The sequence below is a fragment of the Eisenbergiella massiliensis genome (assembly GCF_003435485.1).
Genome location: NZ_QVLV01000030.1, coordinates 30,960 through 49,894 on the forward strand (window position 1 = coordinate 30,960; position 18,935 = coordinate 49,894).

Sequence of the window (18,935 nt, forward strand, 5' to 3'; positions counted from 1 at the left end):
CATTGGATTCAGAGAAACATAAAGTATTTGCCCTGTCCAGAAGCCAGCAGAATATCTGGAATCTGGAACAGGCTTATCCAGGGACATCAATCAATCATATCAGTACGACAGTAAGTATTCGGGGCAGGATCGACTTCGCGCTTTTACAGGAGAGCATCCGGCTTGTTTTGAAGGCGGACGCTACGCTGCGGACCCGGATTACGCTCCAGGACGGTAAGCCTGTGCAGTATTTTGCCCCCTGCGGTGAAGAGCGTTTTGATATCTATGATTTTTCCCATACGGATCAGGAAGGAATTGAAAGCTGGGAAACTGCGATGAGCAGGGAGGCGCTTCCGGTATTGGATGCCCCCCTGTATCGTTTTGCCCTGTTTGGGGCAGGGGAAAATACAGGCGGCATCTTCCTGAAAATTCATCATATCATTTCGGACGGCTGGTCCCAGATGCTGGTGTGCAACCGGATCGCGGAGACTTACCTGAAGCTGCTTGCGGGAGAGAGGCCGGAGCCTTACCAGATCCCGGACTATGAGCTGCATGTGAGGGAGGAAGAGGATTACCTTTCGGGCAGAGCTTACAAAAGAGATTTGGAATATTGGAAGGAACAGGTGGAAAAGGCCGGGGAACCTTCCGTTATCAAGTCTGTAAAAAGCGCCGCGGTCAGCCCTGTGGGGCGCAGAATGAGCTTCCGCCTGCCGCAGGTGCTTAATCATGCCATTTATCTGTACTGCCTGAACAACAGGGTGGCGCCCTTTGCCGTATTCTATATGGCGCTGGCAATCTATTTCCGGCGTATCGGCGGGGCTTCCCGGTTTACCATCGGCGTTCCTATTTTCAACCGTACCAGCTATGAATTTAAGCAGAGTACGGGGATGTTCGTAAATACCCTTCCCTTTTTTAATGAAATACAGGACGAATGGACGCTGAACCAGTTCAACGAAGAACTGATGGAGGCGTGGTTTGAACTGCTGCGCCATCAGCGCTTTCCCTTTTCCCATATCCTGGAGCTTGCCCGGGAAAAAGGAGACGGGACGGACAGGCTTTTTTCAGTTGCTCTCTCTTACCAGGACAGCAAGGTATATGAGAGCAGGGATGCTTCTGTGGTATTTTCCGGAAGGTGGCACTACAGCGGCTGCCAGGCGGAGCAGCTGTGCATCCATCTGAGCAATATGGAAAGCCATAAGCAGTATTGTGTGGATTACGATTATCTGTCCCAGTTTTTTACGGGAGAGGAGATTGCCGGGCTCCATGAAAGCCTGGTGAATATCCTTATGGAGGCCCTGCATAATCCCGACAGGCCCCTGTGCCGCCTGGCCGTGCTTGGCAGGGAGGAACGGGAAAAGGTTCTCTATACCTTTAATAATACGGAAAAATATCTGGAAGAAAAAGATCTCTATCAGGTCTTTGAACAGACGGTTTCTGATTATCCGCAACGTGTTGCGGCTATTTGTGGTGGGAAAAAGCTGACCTATTCCGGGCTGGCAGAGCAGGCGGGCGTTGTTTCCCGGGGGCTGAACCGTATTTTCGGGGAAGAAAAAGGGGTGGCGGCCATTCTGCTTCCACGCACCTTTGCGCTGTTTGCCGCACTGATGGGAACTCTGCGTTCGGGGAATGCGTATCTGCTGCTGTCCACGGAGCTTCCTGCCGGGCGGATTGGGGATATTTACCGCAGGAGCGGCGCGGGCGTGCTTATTACGCATGGGACGCAGGCGGGACGGCTTGGCACAGAGGCGGGGGATATGCGGCTTCTGCTGATGGAGGATCTGGAAGAGGGGCGTTTTTATCCTGACGGGGAGGAGGAAGCGCCGTTTCGGGCAAAGCCGGAGGATCTGGCTTATGTGGTATATACCTCCGGAAGCACCGGGGAGCCTAAGGGCGTGGAAATCACCCAGCGCAGCCTGTTTAACCTTGTAAAGGCCATGGGGCCTGTTTACGGAAAGGGAGCGGTTCTTTCCGTCTGCAATGTGGGCTTTGACGCGTTTACCCTGGAAAGCACGGCCGCTCTTTTAAACGGCAGGACAGTGGTGCTGCCGGGAGAGGAGGAGCAGGAATCCCCGCGCCGGCTGGCGGAGCTGATTGCCGGCTATGGGGTGGGCTTTCTGTCCATAACGCCCTCCCGCCTGACCGCTTTTTTAAGGGATCCCTCCTTTTGCCGGGCCATGAGACAGATGGAACGGATTATATGCGGCGGGGAAGCTTTTACCGGGGAGCTTCTGAAGCTTTTGAAAAATTGTACCAATGCCAGAATCTACAATCAGTATGGCCCTTCGGAAACCACGGTGGCGGTGAGCATGAAGGAACTGGGGGAAGCGTCCTTAATTACCGTCGGCGGGCCGCTTCCCGGCTGTCGCATGTATGTGCTGGATCGGTGGATGAACCCTCTGCCGACAGGCGTTTACGGACAGCTGTTTATCGGCGGCGTCTGTGTGGGAAGAGGCTACAGGAACGCACCGGAGCTTACGGAAAAAAGCTTCCTGGAGAATCCATTTGAAGCAGGGGAGCGGATGTATGCCACCGGGGATATCGCCTGCTGGACGGCGGAAGGGGAAATTATGCTGTCCGGAAGGCTGGACCGTCAGGTGAAGCTGCGCGGGCTGCGCATCGAGCCGCAGGAGGCGGCGGACTGCATTGCCTCTTACCCGGGAGTGAGGGAAGCGGCGGCGAAGGTGCTGGAACTGAACGGCCAGCTGATCCTGGCCGCCTATTACTGTGCGCCGGAGGAAATCCCGGAGGTGGAGCTGCTGGCGTTTGCCGCTTCCCGGCTGCCGAAATACATGATTCCCTCCTGCGTGATCCGTCTGGAGGAAATCCCGCTCACCTCCAGGGGAAAGGTGGACGAGGACAGGCTGCCTGCGCCGGAGGAAAAGATGGGAGCCATGGATGGGGCGCAAGACGGGCTTTCATTGCAGATCCTGGAGATTTTCCGGGAGGTGCTGGCGCAGCCGGAGATGGGAATCGAAAGCGACTATTTTCTGTGCGGCGGGAATTCCCTGAATGCCATGGAGGTGCTTGCCGGAGTGGAAGATGCTGTGGGAAGGCGGCTGCGGATTTCCGATCTGTATGCCTGCCGTACGGCAGGACGTCTGGCCCGGTACATCGGCGGGGAAAAGGAAGCGGTGAAAAAGCCGGTGCGGCAGCTGCAGCCCGCGCCCGGCCTGGACCGTTATCCCCTGACTCCCATCCAGCAGGGAATCTATGTCCAGTCCTGCATGGCGCCGGAGAGCTTCACCTATCACATGCCGGGAGCCTTTTGTCTTAAGAAGCCTGTGGATGCCGGAAGGCTGGCGCAGGCATTTGAAAGGCTGATTGCCGGGGAACGGATTTTCCGTACGGCCTTTGTCCAGGAGGATGACGGTATTTTTGCAAAGGTAATGCCGGAGGCGGCTTTTACGCTTGCGCAGCTTGAAGGGGATACCCTGGAGCAGGCGGCATCGCTGTTTATCCGGCCGTTTTCCCTGGATAAAGCGCCCCTGCTGAGGGCGGGACTGTGGCGGGACGGGGAGGGGACGCAGTTCCTTTTCCTGGATGTGCATCATATTATCGGGGACGGGATGAGCACGCCCCTGATGCTGGAGAGGCTGAACCGCTGCTATGAGGGCGGGGAGGCTGTTTCGGGGGACGTGGATTATCTGGATTACGCTTATTGGCAGTCCCGGGACAGAATGGAAGAAAAAACCACTGACAGGGACTACTGGAGGGAGCATCTGTCTCCTCTGCCGGAGCCTTTGCTTCTGCCTGCGGATAAAACACGTCCATCGCAGTTTGATTATCAGGGGAAAAATTATGTGCACCGCATTTCCCGGGAATTGAGCGGCCAGTGCACGCAGTGGTGCAGGCAGAACGGCATTTCGCCCTACATGCTGTTCCTGGGAGCATACGGTATCCTGCTTTCCGCGGCTGCGGGGAAAAAGGAGCTGCTTGTGGGAACGCCGGTGGCGGGCAGGAATCAAAGGCAGCTGCAGGAAATCTGCGGACCGTTTATCAGTACCATGCCTTTGCGTCTGCGGGTGGACGCAGAGGAGGAAACTGGCAGGTATCTGCAGCAGATCAGGCAGGAGGTAACAGGGATGCTGGAGCATCCGGACTGTTCCCTGGAGGAAATGATCTCCATGCTCGGGCTTCCCAGGACCTTATCCGAAAACCCGCTGTATCAGGCGGCCTTTTCCATGCGTCCCTTTGAAGCCGGCAGTCTGACGCTGGCGGGAGAGGCAGTGGAATATGTGCCGCTGTTTACGGGGGCGGCAAAGACAGAGCTGTTCGTAGAACTGGTTTTTGAAAAAGAAGAATACCAGCTGCAGTTTGAGTACGCCTCTTCTCTGTTTGAGGAGGAAACCATACGGCTGTATGGCAGAAGCATGGAAAGCATTGTAAGGGGGCTTACGGACGGAAGCGCGGAAAAAATCCGTGAGGTGCCCATAGTGGATGTGGCCGATCGGATGGAGCTTTTTGAAATTCCCAATTACAGGTATATGCCGTATCTGAACCAGCCCATCCATCAGATGATACGCAACCGCGCCAGAATGTATCCGTCGGAAACGGCGGTGATCTGGCATGGGGAAAAAATAACCTGTCAGGAGCTGGACAGGCGTGCTGGCTCCATTGCCTGCGGGCTGCATGCAGCCGGGGTAAGCAGAGGTGACCGGATAGGGCTTTGTTTTGGAAGGACGCCTGAGCTTCTGGCCGGTATGCTGGGGATTCTTAAGGCCGGCTGCGCTTATGTGCCTCTGTCCCCGTCCCTTCCGGCAAAACGGACGGACTATATCCTGGAAACGGCGGGTGCGGCGTTTGTGCTCTGTGATCAGGAAAGCAGGGAAAGCCTTGTTAATAAAACCGAGCTTCCCGTGCTTGTTTCCTCTCAGATGGACAGTGGTTCCTGGGAGGAAACGGGCGTGAACGGGGAGGATTTGATCCATGTTCTATTTACCTCAGGATCCACCGGCAGGCCAAAGGGAGTCATGCTGCGCCACCGCAGCCTGTCCAATCTGTTTGCCAACATGAAAATGCTCATGGCGGATGTGAAAGGGCCGGTACTGTGTACCGCCAACATGATGTTTGACATTTTTATAGTGGAAAGCCTGTTCCCGCTGGCGATGGGGAATCCTGTGGTCATGGCGGATGAAGAGGAGATGGTGCTTCCCTGGCGGCTGGCGGAGCTTATTGGCGCCACCGGAGCAAAGTTTATGCAGCTGACGGCCTCACGGCTGCAGCTGTGCCTTGGAAATGAAGCGTTCCGGAACGCGGCGTCTGGCCTGAAGCTGGTAATTTCAGGCGGGGAACCGTTGACGGAAACGCTGGCGGAGCAGTTCTTCCGGATTTGTCCGGAAAGCCGGCTGCTGAATATGTACGGCCCTACGGAGGCGGCGGTATGCGCCACTGTGGAGGAGGTGGCGCCGGGAAAAGAAATCACCATCGGCCGTCCCCTTTCCAACTGCAGGGTATATCTGCTGGATGAGGAGCGAAACCCGGTGATGCCCACTGCGGAAGGAGAACTGTACCTGGCCGGGGAAGGTATTTCGGAAGGCTATATCGGACGTGAGGATTTGACGGAGGCGGCCTTTTACCCGGATATTTATTTCCCGCAGCAGCGGATGTACAAAACAGGTGACCTGGGCCGGCTGCGCGCGGACGGAAGGGTTGTTTTCCTTGGCCGCAGGGACGGGCAGGTAAAAATCAACGGCCAGAGAGTGGAGCTGAGTGAAATTGCCAACGCCATGCTGGAATCGGGGGCGGCTGCCCGGGCGGCGGTGATTCCCGTGGAAAAACCGGACGGGGCGTCGGAGCTGATCGCTTTTTATACGGAAGCGGAGGATGGCGGCGGGGATGCGGAATGCTTGCGCCGGTGGCTGCGTGGCTGCCTGCCGGATTATATGGTGCCTTCCTCTTTCTGCCGGCTGGAAAGCCTTCCTATAACAGATAATGGGAAGACGGATCTGCTGCTTTTAAAGCGGGAGTGGGAAAAAGGCGCGTTTACCGAAGAAAGGACAGCTGCAGCGGAAAAGCTTCCGTTCAAGGAGGCTTCCGTTAAATTTTCTGAAACATATCCGGCAGGATCTTCTGCGGAGCAGGCAGGGAAAATGTCGGTGAAACCTGCAACAGAGGAGAAAATCCTGCAAATCTGGTCGGCTATTCTGGGGAAAAACGACATTTGTGCGGAAAAATCCTTTTTTGAACAGGGCGGAACCTCTCTTGGGGCGCTCAGTGTGCTGAGCAGATATTTTAATGAGGGCATGGAAATGACCATGGCCCAGTTTTATGAAAACCCCACGGCGGCAGCCCAGGCGAAGCTGTTATCCGGGAGCGGGCTGCACAGGGACGACAGGGAGCGGGAGGCGGAATATCCCGCGCAGGTTCCTGCGGCATCGGCGATTTTGCCCGACCCGCCCGGCCGGGAAGAAAAGGCGGTGCTTCTCACCGGAGCCACAGGCTTTTTCGGTGCGCATTTGCTGAAGGAGCTGCTTTCCCAGAGCGGAACAAGGATTATATGCCTTATAAGGAACGGGGATATTGACAGACTGCGGGAGACGCTGTCCTGGTATTTCGGCGCCGGCTGGACGGCGGCCCAGATGGGACGCATCCGGGTTGCGGCAGGGGATTTATCCAGGCCCCTTTTGGGAATGGAGCGTCCGGAATGGAACCGGCTGGCGGGGGAAATCCGAGCCGTATACCACTGCGCGGCGGACGTGAGGCACTATACTGCCAATGAGCAGGCCTTTCTGGATACCAATGTGGGAGGCACGGAAATGCTGCTTGCGCTGGCAAAAGAGGCGGAAGCCGTATTTTATCACATATCCACAGCCAGCATCGGCGGAGATTTCCTGCGGGAGCATCCGGGGGAGGACGCGGTCTTTACGGAAGCGGATTTTTACATCGGACAGAACTGGGAGGATAATGTTTATATCCGGAGCAAGTTCCTGTCGGAGGCGGCGGTTTACCGTGCTATGAGGGAAGGACTGAATGCACGGGTCTACCGGCTGGGCAGAATTACGGGACGCTGCTCGGATCATGTATTCCAGAAGAACCCGGAAAGCAATGCGGCGTTCCTTCTTATGAGGGCGATCCGCTGCGTGGGGGCAATATCCCGCTCCATGTCCTGCCCGGCGGTGGATCTGACGCCGGTGGACTGGTGCGCGGCAGCGGTGCTGGCTCTGTGGGACACGGAAGCCACAGCACTGCATCTGATGAATCCCTGCCCGCCCTCCATGTCCCAGGTGGCACAGCTTCTTGTGCCGGATCTGGAAATCGTGCCGGATGAGGCTTACGGCGGATTGCTCCTGCAGCGGTTGAATGATGAAAACAGGGATATCCTGGCGCCGCTTTTGGATTATGTCAACCGTATGAAAACCTCCGGAGCCGCGGTCCGTGTAGAATGCAAAATAACGCAGGAGATGCTGGAAAAGGCAGGCTTTGACAGAAAGCTTCCCGATGCGTCTTATCTGATTGAAGGCTTTGCCGGACTTTTTTCCGGTGAATAAAATGCCCGCCAAAGCGGGCAGATGGGAGCAAAGGTGAAATGCATTTCACCCTCCCTGAATAAAATGCCCACTAAAGCGGGCGGATGGGAGCAAAAATGATATCTGATTTTTCTGCCGCCATCTTTTTAACGGCGCTGATTGCAATCATATTATTTTTTATCTGGAGTTTTAAAGTAAAAAGGCTTCAGCTGATCCATAAATTTTACCTCATGCTGGCTGGCTCCTACGGACTGTGCGTTATTGCCCTGCTGGGGATGAAGCTGACGAAGCCGGATAATACGTTAGCGCTCATGTTCTGGGATGCCTGGACCAATACTATGGGAGCGCTGATGCCGGTATTCTGCCTCTGCATTGCCCTGATTTTTGTCAAGGGCTGGGAGCAGATGCCAAGGAAAAGCATGTGGCTCTTTTTTATCCCGCTGCTTACCATCCTTGTGGTGTGGACCAACCCGCTGCACCACCTGCATTACCGGGTTTTCTCCACCATTAGAAGCGAGATAGTGTTCGGGCCGTATATTGCGGTGACAGGGCTTTACAGCTGGCTCTGCCAGCTGGTCAGCCTGACGCTGATGATCAATTTCGCACTGCATAACAAGAGCAGGCTTTATATGCTGCAGTGCCTGATGTTTACCATCGGCTGCCTGTGCCCGCTGACGGTGAGCGTGGTGGCTACGGTCACAAGCACCCTGTCCATAACGGCCACGCCTCTGAGCTTTATCGTCACCATCGTGTTAAACGGCATCGCCATATACCAGCTGCATATTCTGGATATCAGGCCAATCGCCATGCAGCGGGTGCTGGACTGGATTTCCGACTGTTATCTGGTGCTCAGTGAAAGCGGCGTGGTCATCAGCTATAACAAGCCCTTTGAAAAAATCCTGGCCTCAGGCTATGGCATTACGGAAAGCAGGTATTTGAGCGACTGTGTGAAAAAAGAGGATGTCTATAAAAAGACGGCAATCTACAACCTGCTCACAGCCGTTTCCTCCTGCCAGGAAAGCGGCTCCACCATCACCTACGAACAGGCGATCACCATTGATTTCGGAGAGGGCACGAGGAAAAATTATTACGTGGTGGATGTGACACCCCTGTATATCAGGGAAATCCTTTCCGGCTTTGTGGCAATTTTCAAGGATGTGACCCAGCTGAAAAAAAGCATGCAGCAGCTGCAGGACAGCCAGGCCAGAATGATGGAGCAGGAACGGCTTGCTTCGCTGGGCCAGATGATAGGCGGACTTGCCCATAACCTTAAAACACCCATCATGAGCATATCCGGCTGTATTTCGGCGGTGGAAAACCTGGTTGAGGAATGCAGGGACAGCCTGGAAGACCCGGATGTGACGGCGGACGATTACCGGGAAATATATGGGGAGATGGAGGAATGGTTTGAAAAGGTCCGGGAATCCTCCTCCTACATGTCGGATATCATCACGGCGATAAAGGGGCAGGCGGCCAGTGTCAGCACCAGCGATGAGGTCACTTTTACTACAGAAGAATTGATAAAACGCAGCATGCTCCTCATGCGGCATGAGCTGATGAGCAGCGGCTGCAGTGTGGCAACGGAAATTGAAGACGGACGCATCTATGTGATACGGGGAGATATCAACAATCTGGTCCAGGTGCTCAACAATCTGCTCTCTAACGCCATTTATGCGCAGAAGCAGGTGGGAGGCGGTACCATAACCATAGGTGTGAAAAAGGACGAAGAAGTACTGAAGATTTTTGTGAGGGATACAGGGCCGGGCATCAGCGCAAGGGTGCGTGAAAGGCTCTTTAAAGAAATGGTCACCAGCAAAGGTATCTACGGCACAGGGCTGGGACTCTATATTTCCGATGCGGTAGTCAGAGGAAAATTCGGCGGAACCATGTGGACAGAGGACAATCCGGCAGGCGGCGCTGTCGTGGGCGTTTCCATTCCGCAGAGTGAAGTACAGGAAGAGAACATAACAAAGGGGGAAACTGTAGGAAAATGAGAAAAAACAGGAGAACGCTGCATAAAGATTTCCGAATCCTGACGCTGGATGACGATTATATCATGACATCCACGCTGCAGGCCTATTTCCAGCGCTCCGGCTATTACGTAGATGTGGTGAATGACCCTTATCAGGCAATTGAACAGGTAAGAAACGGAAAATACGATATCCTGCTGCTGGATTTCCTGATGTCTCCCGTTTGCGGAGATCAGGTGGTGGAGGAAATCAGAAGATTCAACAAAGAAATCTACATCATACTGCTGACCGGACATAAAAGCATGGCACCGCCAATTAAAACCATCCGCGACCTGGATATACAGGGCTACTACGAGAAAAGCGACCGCTTTGACCAGCTGGAGCTGCTTGTGGAGTCCTGCGTAAAATCCATTTCCCAGATGCGTATCATACAGAATTATAAAAACGGCCTGTCCCTCATGATGGAGGCCCTGCCCCAGATTTATGATCTGGACAACACCCGTTCCATTTATGAAAGCATTCTCAGTATCACCCTGAATATTTTCCAGGGAGACAGAAGCTTTCTCATGATATCGGATTTTACAGCCTCCCAAGGGGAAAATGAACTGCACCTCCTGGGAGATATCACTGAGGAGGAAGTGCGGGATATTGTAAAAAACGCACATTTTGACGGGCAGAAGGTTATCACCCTTGCTGATATGCTGCTTGCGCCCATCGAGGATGAGGAGCATAAAATCATAGGAATCCTGGGAACCGATCCGGGCGTATCCCCGGAATACGTCCAGGTGCAGATGATGGAAATCTATATCCGCCAGATATCCTCAGCGCTGCATAACAGCCAGCTCCACCGGCTGGTCAGCACCAAGAATGAAGAACTGACCAAGGCTTACGAGCAGCTGAACGAAAGCTATGTGGAAATCATCAATGCCATGCGAACCATCGTGGATGAAAGAGATATTTACACCAGAGGCCATTCCGACAGGGTTTCCGCCATTGCGGCAGATATTGCGGGACAGATGAAGAAGGATAAACATACCATAGAGAGAATCCGTCTGGCCGGCCTGTTCCATGACATCGGCAAGGTCGGCATTTCGGATAAAATTCTCTTAAAGCCGGACAAGCTGAACGAAGAGGAATATGCGAACATCAAAAAGCATTCCGGCAAGGGCGCAAAAATCCTTTCCGCCATAACCCTGTTCAACGATGTGGTGCCCATTGTCCGTTCCCATCACGAATGGATTGACGGCAGAGGCTATCCGGATGGACTGAAGGGGGATGCAATACCCGAGGAGTCCAAAATTATTGCCGTTGCGGATTCCTTTGACGCCATGACATCCCACCGGCATTACCGAAGCAATCTGTCCCTGGCACAGGCCCTGGACGAACTGCGGCGGGGAAAAGGGACACAGTTTGCACCCGAGGTGGTAGACGCCTTCCTGGAAATGTTGGATGAAATGGGTGAGGAAAAAGCAATGGAGAAATACGGAACCGGCAAAGCAGTTGAAGAAGAAGGAGAAAATGAATGAAAAATTTCCCGCGCAATCAGGTAACCCATTATGATACCTTCGATGCCTTTATGGAGGGAATAGAAAAAGAGTTCGGTGACAGACCCGCGATTTCCTGGTTCCTGAGAAATAAAACGGAAATGTGCCGCAGCTTCCGTGAGACTGCGGAGGATGTGAGACAGCTGAAGGAGGCCCTTTACCACCGCGGCCTGGCCGGTAAAAATATCGCCCTGGTAGGGGAAAACAGCTATGACTGGATCATCACCTACCTCGCCGTCGCCGCATCCGGCGGAATTGCGGTATGCATAGACGCGGAACAGGCGGACGACAGTATCTGGCAGATGATGCAGATGGCCGAGACCGAAGCCGTATTTGCCTCCGATGTCTGCCTTCCCATCTGTGAAAGCATTCCCGAAGGAAAAGAAAGAATCCGGCTGTTTGCCATGCTGGGCGAGCAGAAGGGCAGCAGTGCGCTGACCTGCCGCAGCCTGCGGGAGGAAGGCCGGGCGCTCCTGGCAGACGGAAAGCAGCCCTGGCGCTGTATGGATATTGAAGCAAGACAGACCGCAGCCATTGTTTTCACCTCAGGAACTACCAGCGCCTCCAAGCCGGTTATGCTCAGCCATCAGGCCATCCTGCATAATGCCAGCGATTCCAGCGTATATGTTTCCGCAGAACAGCGGGTTTTCTCTTCCCTGCCCTTTTACCATACCTATGGCATGACCTGCGCGGTGCTGGCCACTATGGTCAGAGGGGCCCAGCTGATCATCAACGGTGATCTGAAAACAGTCATGCGCGATCTCCATCTGGCCCATGCCGACTCCATGCTCACCGTCCCCCTCATGATCGAAGCCATCCATAACCAGCTGTGGCTCAATGCGGAGAAGGAAGGCAAGGCCGACGGCCTGCGCCGCCTGCTCAAAATCCATAAAATCCTGCGCAGGGTCGGCATCCATAAGCGCAGTAAAATCCTGGACGAGATCCGTGAAAAATGCGTTGGCTCCCTGCACATCATCATATGCGGAGGCGCCCACCTGAGCCGGGAAATCGCAGAAGAATTCCTCCTGCTGGGAATTCTCGTCCTCCAGGGCTACGGAATCACCGAATGCTCCCCCCTGGTGGCGGTAAACAGCAACCATTCCTACGATATGGACTCCGTAGGCTACGTGCTGCCCTGCTGCGAGGTGAAAATCGTGGATGAGGAAATCTGGGTCCGCGGAAAATCCGTTATGAACGGCTACTACAAGGCTCCTGAGCTTACCGCGGAGGTTATGGAAGGCGAATGGTTCCGTACCGGCGACCTGGGCCATCTGAGCAGGGAAGGCTTCCTTTATATTACCGGCCGCAAGAAAAACCTCATAGTTTTTAAAAACGGCAAGAAGGTTTCCCCCGAAAAGCTGGAAGAAAAAATCAGCGCTATCCCTTTGGTAAAGGATGTCCTCGTTTACGGGGCCGCCAGCGGTGCATCCGCCGACGACGTAAAGCTGGCCGCCAGCATATACCCTGATCCGGAACGCGCCAAGGGCCTTTCTTCCTATGAAATACTGGAACAGCTCCAGGCGGAAATCAACAGCATAAACGAACACCTGCCCATTTACCAGCAAATCCAGATGGTAAATATCAGGGAGCAGGAATTTTCAAAGACAGCATCAAAAAAAATAAAAAGACATATGGTCTGAAAGGAGATTTATCGTGCTGGAACTCATTCAGAAGATTGTTTTCCACGTTACCGGAAAAACGAATCTCAACTACGAAACGGACTTCGTCCAGGATCTGGGCCTGAATTCTTTTGAACTTATGAATATTGTAAGCGCATTTGAGGAATATTTTGATACGACGATACCCACCCGGGACGTCTGGAAGCTGCATCAGGTAAAGGACGTCATCGCCTACATGCAGGAAAGAGGACTTGAAGTATAAATGGAAACACAAAAAGGGGAAATCGTCCTCTATATCTACCATATAAAAGGAAACAAAAACGAAAATAAAAATGAAAACGGAGCCTCCGGCAAAATACCGGCAGAGGATACGCCCAAACAACAGGCAAAGCTCCTTTCCTCTGCCCTCCTCGCCCGCGCAGCCACCCACTACCTGACGCAGCACAGCCCTGCCTGTCTTTCATTCGCCCCCGGCCAGCCGCCCGCCCCATCCTGGCGCACACAAAAAGGCAGCCATGGCAAGCCCTACTTTCCCGACTGCCCCTGGCTCCACTTTTCCATCAGCCACAGCGGCGAATACTGGGCCTGCGCCATGGCTCCCACAGAAGTGGGCCTGGATCTCCAGCTCCACACCAAAGGAAGAAAAGAACGCATATCCTCCCGTTTTTTCCACCCCCAGGAAAACGAATACCTCCGACGTTGCGCCTACCGTGACTTTTTCGACATCTGGGCCGCCAAAGAAAGCTACGTCAAATACACCGGCCAGGGCATCGACGAAAACTTTGCCTCCTTCACCGCCGCCGCCCCAACCGCCCCCGCCGCCGAAATCAACGGCGCCCAACTGAAATCCATCCCCTTCCATCCAGACTACAGCCTCTCCCTCTGCGCCCCCCGCATCGATAACGTCATAATTCATTACGAAACACAGTGAGTGAAACAACCGGCCGGACACAGGCATCTCTGCGAGCGTCCAGCATATCACATAAGTTCAGGGCGGCCGGGATTTCGTATGAGTTTTTGGCGGCGGGGCGGATGGGGGCAGGACGGACGGATGGGGGCGGTGTTTTCATGGGACCATCTTCAGGCCATGGAGATGAGACTTAAAAATTGTGGAAGGACCCTGACACAATTTTTCGCCCAAGGCTCATCGCAATGCCCGGCCTGACTGGCCCATGAAAACACCGCCCCCATCCGTCCGTCCTGCCCCCATCCGCCCCGCCGCCAAAAACTCATACGAAATCCTCCCTCCCTCCTCTAAAAAAGCTTGACTTTCGGCGGTACTGTGTGCTATAGTCATAAGGCGAGATGAGATTTAGGTCTTTTTTTTATGCTTAAAATTCCGAAAAGACCAGTTATGTCAATAGCCCGTGAGGGTGTTGACCACGGGCGGTTGTCGGCGTTCAGAGAATGAATCAAGACGAGAAGCTTACGTGAGACAATATAGGTTAACAGAGAAAAAGGTGGAGGTGGAATACCATGCGTACAAGAATCACATTGGCATGTACAGAGTGCAAGCAGCGTAACTACAACACAACAAAGGATAAGAAGACACATCCTGACAGAATGGAAACAAGCAAGTACTGCAGATTCTGCAAGAAGCACACAACGCACAAAGAAACCAAATAATCAGCCAGACGGACAGAGAGGTGCAGGTAATGGGAAATTCCTCAAGTGAAGAAAAGACGTCCAAGCCGAAATTCTTTGATGGTGTGAAAGCAGAATTCAAGAAAGTCACATGGCCGGACAGAGAACTGCTGTTGAAACAGTCCGCCGCTGTTGTAGGAATTTCAATTGTACTCGGAGGCATCATTGCCGTTTTGGACATGATCCTTCAGTATGCAGTTGATTTCCTTGTAAAATAACAGTGGGGTGAACGTATGGCAGAAGCAAACTGGTATGTGGTCCACACTTATTCCGGATATGAGAATAAGGTAAAGGCCAACATTGAAAAGACAATTGAGAACAGGCACCTGGAAGAAGAAATTCTGGAGGTCCGTGTCCCCATGCAGGATGTTGTGGAGATGAAGAACGGAGCTAAGAAAACAGTCCAGAAGAAGATGTTCCCCGGCTATGTCCTGATTAACATGGTCATGAATGATGATACCTGGTATGTCGTACGTAATACCAGAGGCGTGACAGGGTTTGTAGGACCGGGAAGCAAACCGGTGCCGCTTACAGAAGCGGAAATGAAGCCGCTTGGCATTAAAACGGAGAATGTTTCCATTGATTTTGCAGAGGGCGATACCATCGTCGTTGTTGCAGGAGCATGGAAGGATACGGTCGGGCTTGTGCAGAGAATTGACTACGGCAAGCAGACCGCTACGATAAATGTAGAGCTGTTCGGAAGGGAAACCCCTGTGGAAATCAGCTTTGCAGAGGTTCGTAAATTACAATAGTCTGACGTTTAATGGAGAAATCCGTTGAACTGTGGAAGCAGTGCACTGGCTCCGCCGGAGGTTTCCCGGAAGGGGACGGGCCGCGCGTTTAAAACGCGTGCATTATGGCTGCGCCATACCACATTATATTTAGGAGGTGCCTGACATGGCAAAGAAAGTTACAGGATACATCAAGTTACAGATTCCTGCTGGTAAAGCGACACCAGCTCCCCCGGTTGGTCCTGCTCTTGGACAGCACGGTGTTAATATCGTTGAATTTACCAAGCAGTTCAATGCAAGAACAGCAGATAAGGGAGATTTAATCATCCCTGTTGTAATTACTGTTTACGCAGACAGAAGCTTCAGCTTTGTAACAAAGACTCCGCCTGCTGCAGTACTGCTGAAGAAAGCATGCAATCTGAAGTCCGGTTCCGGTGCGCCGAACAAGACCAAAGTTGCAACTATCTCCAAGGACAAGGTTAAGGAAATCGCAGAAATGAAGATGCCTGACCTCAATGCTGCCTCTCTGGAATCAGCTATGAGCATGATCGCCGGTACGGCAAGAAGCATGGGTATTGTAGTAGAAGACTAAAACTGATTAATTGGGAGCAGTATTCCGGCCCGGAGCCTTCCGCGCCGAAAACAAAAGTACTGCGTTAATAACCAACGGAGGAATTGAAAATGAAACATGGTAAAAAATACAGCGAAGCTGCTAAATTAGTAGACCGCGCTACCGCTTATGAACCCACCGATGCCATCGCATTAGCAAAGAAAACAGCAACAGCCAAATTTGATGAGACCATCGAAGTTCATATCAGAACAGGCTGTGACGGACGTCATGCTGAGCAGCAGATCCGTGGTGCTGTTGTGCTTCCTAACGGAACCGGTAAAACCGTTAAGGTTCTGGTATTCGCCAAAGGAGATAAAGTAAACGAAGCAGAAGCTGCCGGCGCAGATTATGTTGGCGGCGATGAGCTCATCCCCAGAATTCAGAATGAAGGCTGGCTTGATTTTGACGTTGTTGTAGCTACTCCTGATATGATGGGTGTAGTTGGACGTCTTGGTAAGGTTCTCGGACCGAAAGGCTTAATGCCCAACCCGAAGGCCGGTACCGTAACAATGGACGTTACCAAAGCTATCAACGATATCAAAGCCGGTAAGATCGAATACAGACTTGATAAGTCCAACATCGTTCATGTGCCGATCGGAAAAGCTTCCTTCACAGAAGAAAAGCTGGAAGAGAACTTCAACGCTCTTATGGATGCTATCGTAAAGGCAAAACCTTCAGCTCTGAAGGGACAGTATTTAAGAAGCATCACCCTGGCTTCCACAATGGGCCCTGGCGTAAAGGTATCTGTTGCTAAATATTAATTTTATAGATGAAGAAACAGGCGCAGCCGGATTGAACGGCTGCGCTTTTTTGTTCCTGGAGAAATATGTGCGGCAGAATTTTACAGGCTTGACGTAATGGCGTTTACCCCTGATAATAATAGCATGGAAAGAAAGACTGAGGTACAGAGGGGGACTGTACTGCAGAAAAGAAAGAAGGTGATGGGCATGGCGGGAAAAAGAAAGAGAAGAAGGAATGGGAGAGTAAGCATCTTTTTGCTGACTATGCTCATCACCATTGCCGTGGGCAGCGTGGTATTGCTTGTGAGCTGGGCTTTTCTGGGAAACAGGGGAATGGTTCTGGCGGCTGTGACCGTGGAGGGTGAAGTGTTCTCGCTGTTCGGCGGAAATGACGCGGAAACGGAAGCGGCCGCAGAAACAGAACAGGGGAAGTATGCGGATATCCTCAATAACCCGGAGCTTATGGCACAGCAGAACATCTATACCATAACGCCTGCGGCTGAAGGCGAGGTATCCCTTGTTTTTGCCGGCGATATTCTGTTTGATGACGGCTACAGCATTATGGCCAAAATGAAGAGCAGAGGACAGGGGATTGAAGGAAGCATTGATTCCGGACTGCTGGGAGTGATGCGGGACGCGGATATTTTCATGGTGAACAATGAATTTACCTATACCAAAAGAGGCGCGCCCACCCCGGGAAAGGCTTTCACCTTCCGGGCCGATCCGGCCCATGCGTCGCTTCTGCATGACATGGGGGCAGATCTGGTGTCCCTTGCCAACAACCACGCCTACGATTACGGCGAGGTTTCCCTGACGGATACGCTTGATACGCTGCAGTCCATCGGGATGCCCTATGCAGGGGCGGGCAGGAATCTGGCGGAGGCGGTGCGGCCCGTCTACTATATCGCCGGAGATTTAAAAATTGCCTTTCTTTCCGCAACACAGATAGAAAGAGTGGACAACCCCGACACCAAAGGGGCCACGGAAACCTCTCCCGGTGTATTCCGGTGCAGGGATGTGGACATGCTGCTTCAGGCTGTTTCGGAAGCAAAAGCAAACAGCGATTTTGTGGTTGTCTACATTCACTGGGGAACGGAAAGCACCACCGAGCTGGACTGGGCGCAAAAGGAACAGGCGCCCCGGATTGCGGCTGCCGGGGCAGATTTGATTATAGGCGACCATCCCCATGTCCTTCAGGGGATAGACTATATCGGGAATACGCCGGTTATCTACAGCCTGGGCAATTTCCTTTTTAACTCCAAAACACAGGATACCTGTCTTGTAAGGGCGATCCTGGATGAGGAATCGGGCAGCCTGAAAAGCTTCCAGTTTATCCCGGCTCTGCAGAAGGACTGCAGGACAACAATACACGAGGGAACAGAAAAAGCCAGAGTCATCGGCCATATGCGCAGCCTGTCACCAAAGGTGCAGATAGATGAAGAAGGCTATATTGCTGTTCCGGAAAACTAGAAAAATGAGGGAAGAGAAAATGTTGGACATACTGAAGAAAAAGTCAAGAAAATCCTTGACGATAAGAGCTATTATATCTATCGTTATTGTCATCGGCCTTCTGGCCCTGACTAAATTCGCTGTTTTTGATGTGATTACCGGTCCCACCGAACTTGACGTAACCGCCGATCCCGAGCAGTATGAGGGGAAATACGTAACGATTGAGGTGGAAAATTTCCTTACGGATTATGTGGAGCACACCACCACAACGACAAATACCAAAACCGGTTCCAAAAGCACCTCGGTGGATGGAAACAGCTATATTGTTTTCAATGCGGTTGATGATTATGAAAACAATTCTTCCATCTGGTATTACTATAGTATTTATATGAAAAAGAGCCAGAAAAACGAGCTTTATGACCTGATTGACGATACCTGGAATTACTGGGGCGATGAAACCAATACAGTGGCTCCTCCGGCAACGCTGAAGGTAACTGGTACATGGACGAAGCTGGAATCACAGCTTGAGAGGTATTACAAAGAAACATTAACTGAGATGGGCATCGAGGAAAGCAGCTATGACGTGGTTTACCTTTATACAATTGATACCGCCAAAATCGGAGGACAGTCGGTGGTATTCTTCTGGGTATGCATGGCGGCAGCGTTCCTCCTTCTGATTTATTTCATCGTTAATGTTGTTGGTATTTTCAGCAACAGGTATGCGGGCAAAATCAATACCTACCTGCACAATAACCCTTCCGTATCCCTGGCTGCAATTGAAGCGGATTTCGCCCAGGCCCATCCGATAGGAAAGAATGCGTGGGTTGGCAGAAAATGGACGGTTTACGTAGAGGGACCCAAGGCGAACATACTGGCCAACAGGGATCTGGTATGGGGCTATTATTTCAAGCAGACGGGAAAATACAGCGTCAGCCAGCTCCGCGTTTTTAATATGGCAAAGAAAATGATCTCCATCAACCTTTCTGAGGATGAAGCGCATGAGGCGCTGAAATACTATGCCGAGGAACAGCCGCATATGATCGTGGGCTATACCAAGGAGCTGGAAACCAGTTTCCAGAAAAATTTTACGGAATTCCTGAATCTTAAGTATAATCCTGCCATTAACGCAGAACAGGCAGATCCGTATTTCGGGAATAACACCAGTTTTTAACTGACAGTACAG

The 18,935-nt window shown here is 52.5% G+C and carries 13 protein-coding genes; all 13 read left to right on the forward strand.

Features of this window, described 5'->3' with window-relative positions; genetic code table 11:
• Nucleotides 1-2: 2 nt before the first annotated feature.
• The 13 genes from DXC51_RS26030 to DXC51_RS26090 all read left to right on the forward strand — a co-directional run bounded on the left by DXC51_RS26030 (nucleotide 3) and on the right by DXC51_RS26090 (nucleotide 18,923).
• On the forward strand, nucleotides 3-7,466 hold the full coding sequence (locus DXC51_RS26030) for a non-ribosomal peptide synthetase (RefSeq protein ID WP_181970203.1): 7,464 nt from the start codon (nucleotides 3-5) through the stop codon (nucleotides 7,464-7,466).
• A 95-nt stretch (nucleotides 7,467-7,561) separates the two neighbouring features.
• Nucleotides 7,562-9,439, forward strand: coding sequence for a sensor histidine kinase (locus DXC51_RS26035; RefSeq protein WP_049942201.1), 1,878 nt, complete (start codon nucleotides 7,562-7,564; stop codon nucleotides 9,437-9,439).
• Nucleotides 9,436-10,941 carry an HD domain-containing response regulator gene (locus tag DXC51_RS26040; protein WP_021636825.1) on the forward strand — a complete coding sequence of 502 codons (1,506 nt, stop codon included), beginning with the start codon at nucleotides 9,436-9,438 and terminating at the stop codon, nucleotides 10,939-10,941. The genes DXC51_RS26035 and DXC51_RS26040 overlap by 4 nt, the downstream gene beginning before the upstream one ends.
• Nucleotides 10,938-12,599, forward strand: coding sequence for an AMP-binding protein (locus DXC51_RS26045; protein WP_117545722.1), 1,662 nt, complete (start codon nucleotides 10,938-10,940; stop codon nucleotides 12,597-12,599). The genes DXC51_RS26040 and DXC51_RS26045 overlap by 4 nt, the downstream gene beginning before the upstream one ends.
• A 13-nt stretch (nucleotides 12,600-12,612) precedes the next feature.
• Nucleotides 12,613-12,840, forward strand: coding sequence for an acyl carrier protein (locus DXC51_RS26050; RefSeq protein ID WP_021636827.1), 228 nt, complete (start codon nucleotides 12,613-12,615; stop codon nucleotides 12,838-12,840).
• Nucleotides 12,841-13,509, forward strand: coding sequence for a 4'-phosphopantetheinyl transferase family protein (locus tag DXC51_RS26055; protein WP_021636828.1), 669 nt, complete (start codon nucleotides 12,841-12,843; stop codon nucleotides 13,507-13,509).
• A gap of 545 nt (nucleotides 13,510-14,054) precedes the next feature.
• Complete coding sequence (rpmG, locus tag DXC51_RS26060) at nucleotides 14,055-14,204, forward strand: 50S ribosomal protein L33 (protein WP_009256180.1); 150 nt, start codon at nucleotides 14,055-14,057, stop codon at nucleotides 14,202-14,204.
• A 29-nt stretch (nucleotides 14,205-14,233) separates the two neighbouring features.
• Nucleotides 14,234-14,440 (forward strand): preprotein translocase subunit SecE, encoded by a 207-nt coding sequence (gene secE, locus DXC51_RS26065; RefSeq protein WP_021636830.1) that lies wholly within the window; start codon nucleotides 14,234-14,236, stop codon nucleotides 14,438-14,440.
• A gap of 15 nt (nucleotides 14,441-14,455) precedes the next feature.
• On the forward strand, nucleotides 14,456-14,974 hold the full coding sequence (nusG, locus tag DXC51_RS26070) for a transcription termination/antitermination protein NusG (protein ID WP_021636831.1): 519 nt from the start codon (nucleotides 14,456-14,458) through the stop codon (nucleotides 14,972-14,974).
• Between the two features lie 145 nt (nucleotides 14,975-15,119).
• Nucleotides 15,120-15,545, forward strand: a complete 426-nt coding sequence (rplK, locus tag DXC51_RS26075) for a 50S ribosomal protein L11 (protein WP_021636833.1) — start codon at nucleotides 15,120-15,122, stop codon at nucleotides 15,543-15,545.
• A gap of 89 nt (nucleotides 15,546-15,634) precedes the next feature.
• Complete coding sequence (gene rplA, locus DXC51_RS26080) at nucleotides 15,635-16,324, forward strand: 50S ribosomal protein L1 (RefSeq protein ID WP_021636834.1); 690 nt, start codon at nucleotides 15,635-15,637, stop codon at nucleotides 16,322-16,324.
• Between the two features lie 123 nt (nucleotides 16,325-16,447).
• Nucleotides 16,448-17,773, forward strand: a complete 1,326-nt coding sequence (locus DXC51_RS26085; protein WP_243003277.1) for a CapA family protein — start codon at nucleotides 16,448-16,450, stop codon at nucleotides 17,771-17,773.
• A 19-nt stretch (nucleotides 17,774-17,792) separates the two neighbouring features.
• Nucleotides 17,793-18,923 (forward strand): DUF6709 family protein, encoded by a 1,131-nt coding sequence (locus DXC51_RS26090; protein WP_147332408.1) that lies wholly within the window; start codon nucleotides 17,793-17,795, stop codon nucleotides 18,921-18,923.
• The last annotated feature ends 12 nt before the right edge of the window (nucleotides 18,924-18,935 follow it).

Coding starts and splice junctions, on each gene's coding strand:
- DXC51_RS26035 (WP_049942201.1), top strand. CDS start 7,562: ATGATATCTGATTTTTCTGCCGCCATCTTTTTAACGGCGCTGATTGCA.
- DXC51_RS26040 (WP_021636825.1), top strand. CDS start 9,436: ATGAGAAAAAACAGGAGAACGCTGCATAAAGATTTCCGAATCCTGACG.
- DXC51_RS26045 (WP_117545722.1), top strand. CDS start 10,938: ATGAAAAATTTCCCGCGCAATCAGGTAACCCATTATGATACCTTCGAT.
- DXC51_RS26055 (WP_021636828.1), top strand. CDS start 12,841: ATGGAAACACAAAAAGGGGAAATCGTCCTCTATATCTACCATATAAAA.
- rpmG (WP_009256180.1), top strand. CDS start 14,055: ATGCGTACAAGAATCACATTGGCATGTACAGAGTGCAAGCAGCGTAAC.
- secE (WP_021636830.1), top strand. CDS start 14,234: ATGGGAAATTCCTCAAGTGAAGAAAAGACGTCCAAGCCGAAATTCTTT.
- nusG (WP_021636831.1), top strand. CDS start 14,456: ATGGCAGAAGCAAACTGGTATGTGGTCCACACTTATTCCGGATATGAG.
- rplK (WP_021636833.1), top strand. CDS start 15,120: ATGGCAAAGAAAGTTACAGGATACATCAAGTTACAGATTCCTGCTGGT.
- rplA (WP_021636834.1), top strand. CDS start 15,635: ATGAAACATGGTAAAAAATACAGCGAAGCTGCTAAATTAGTAGACCGC.
- DXC51_RS26085 (WP_243003277.1), top strand. CDS start 16,448: ATGGAAAGAAAGACTGAGGTACAGAGGGGGACTGTACTGCAGAAAAGA.
- DXC51_RS26090 (WP_147332408.1), top strand. CDS start 17,793: ATGTTGGACATACTGAAGAAAAAGTCAAGAAAATCCTTGACGATAAGA.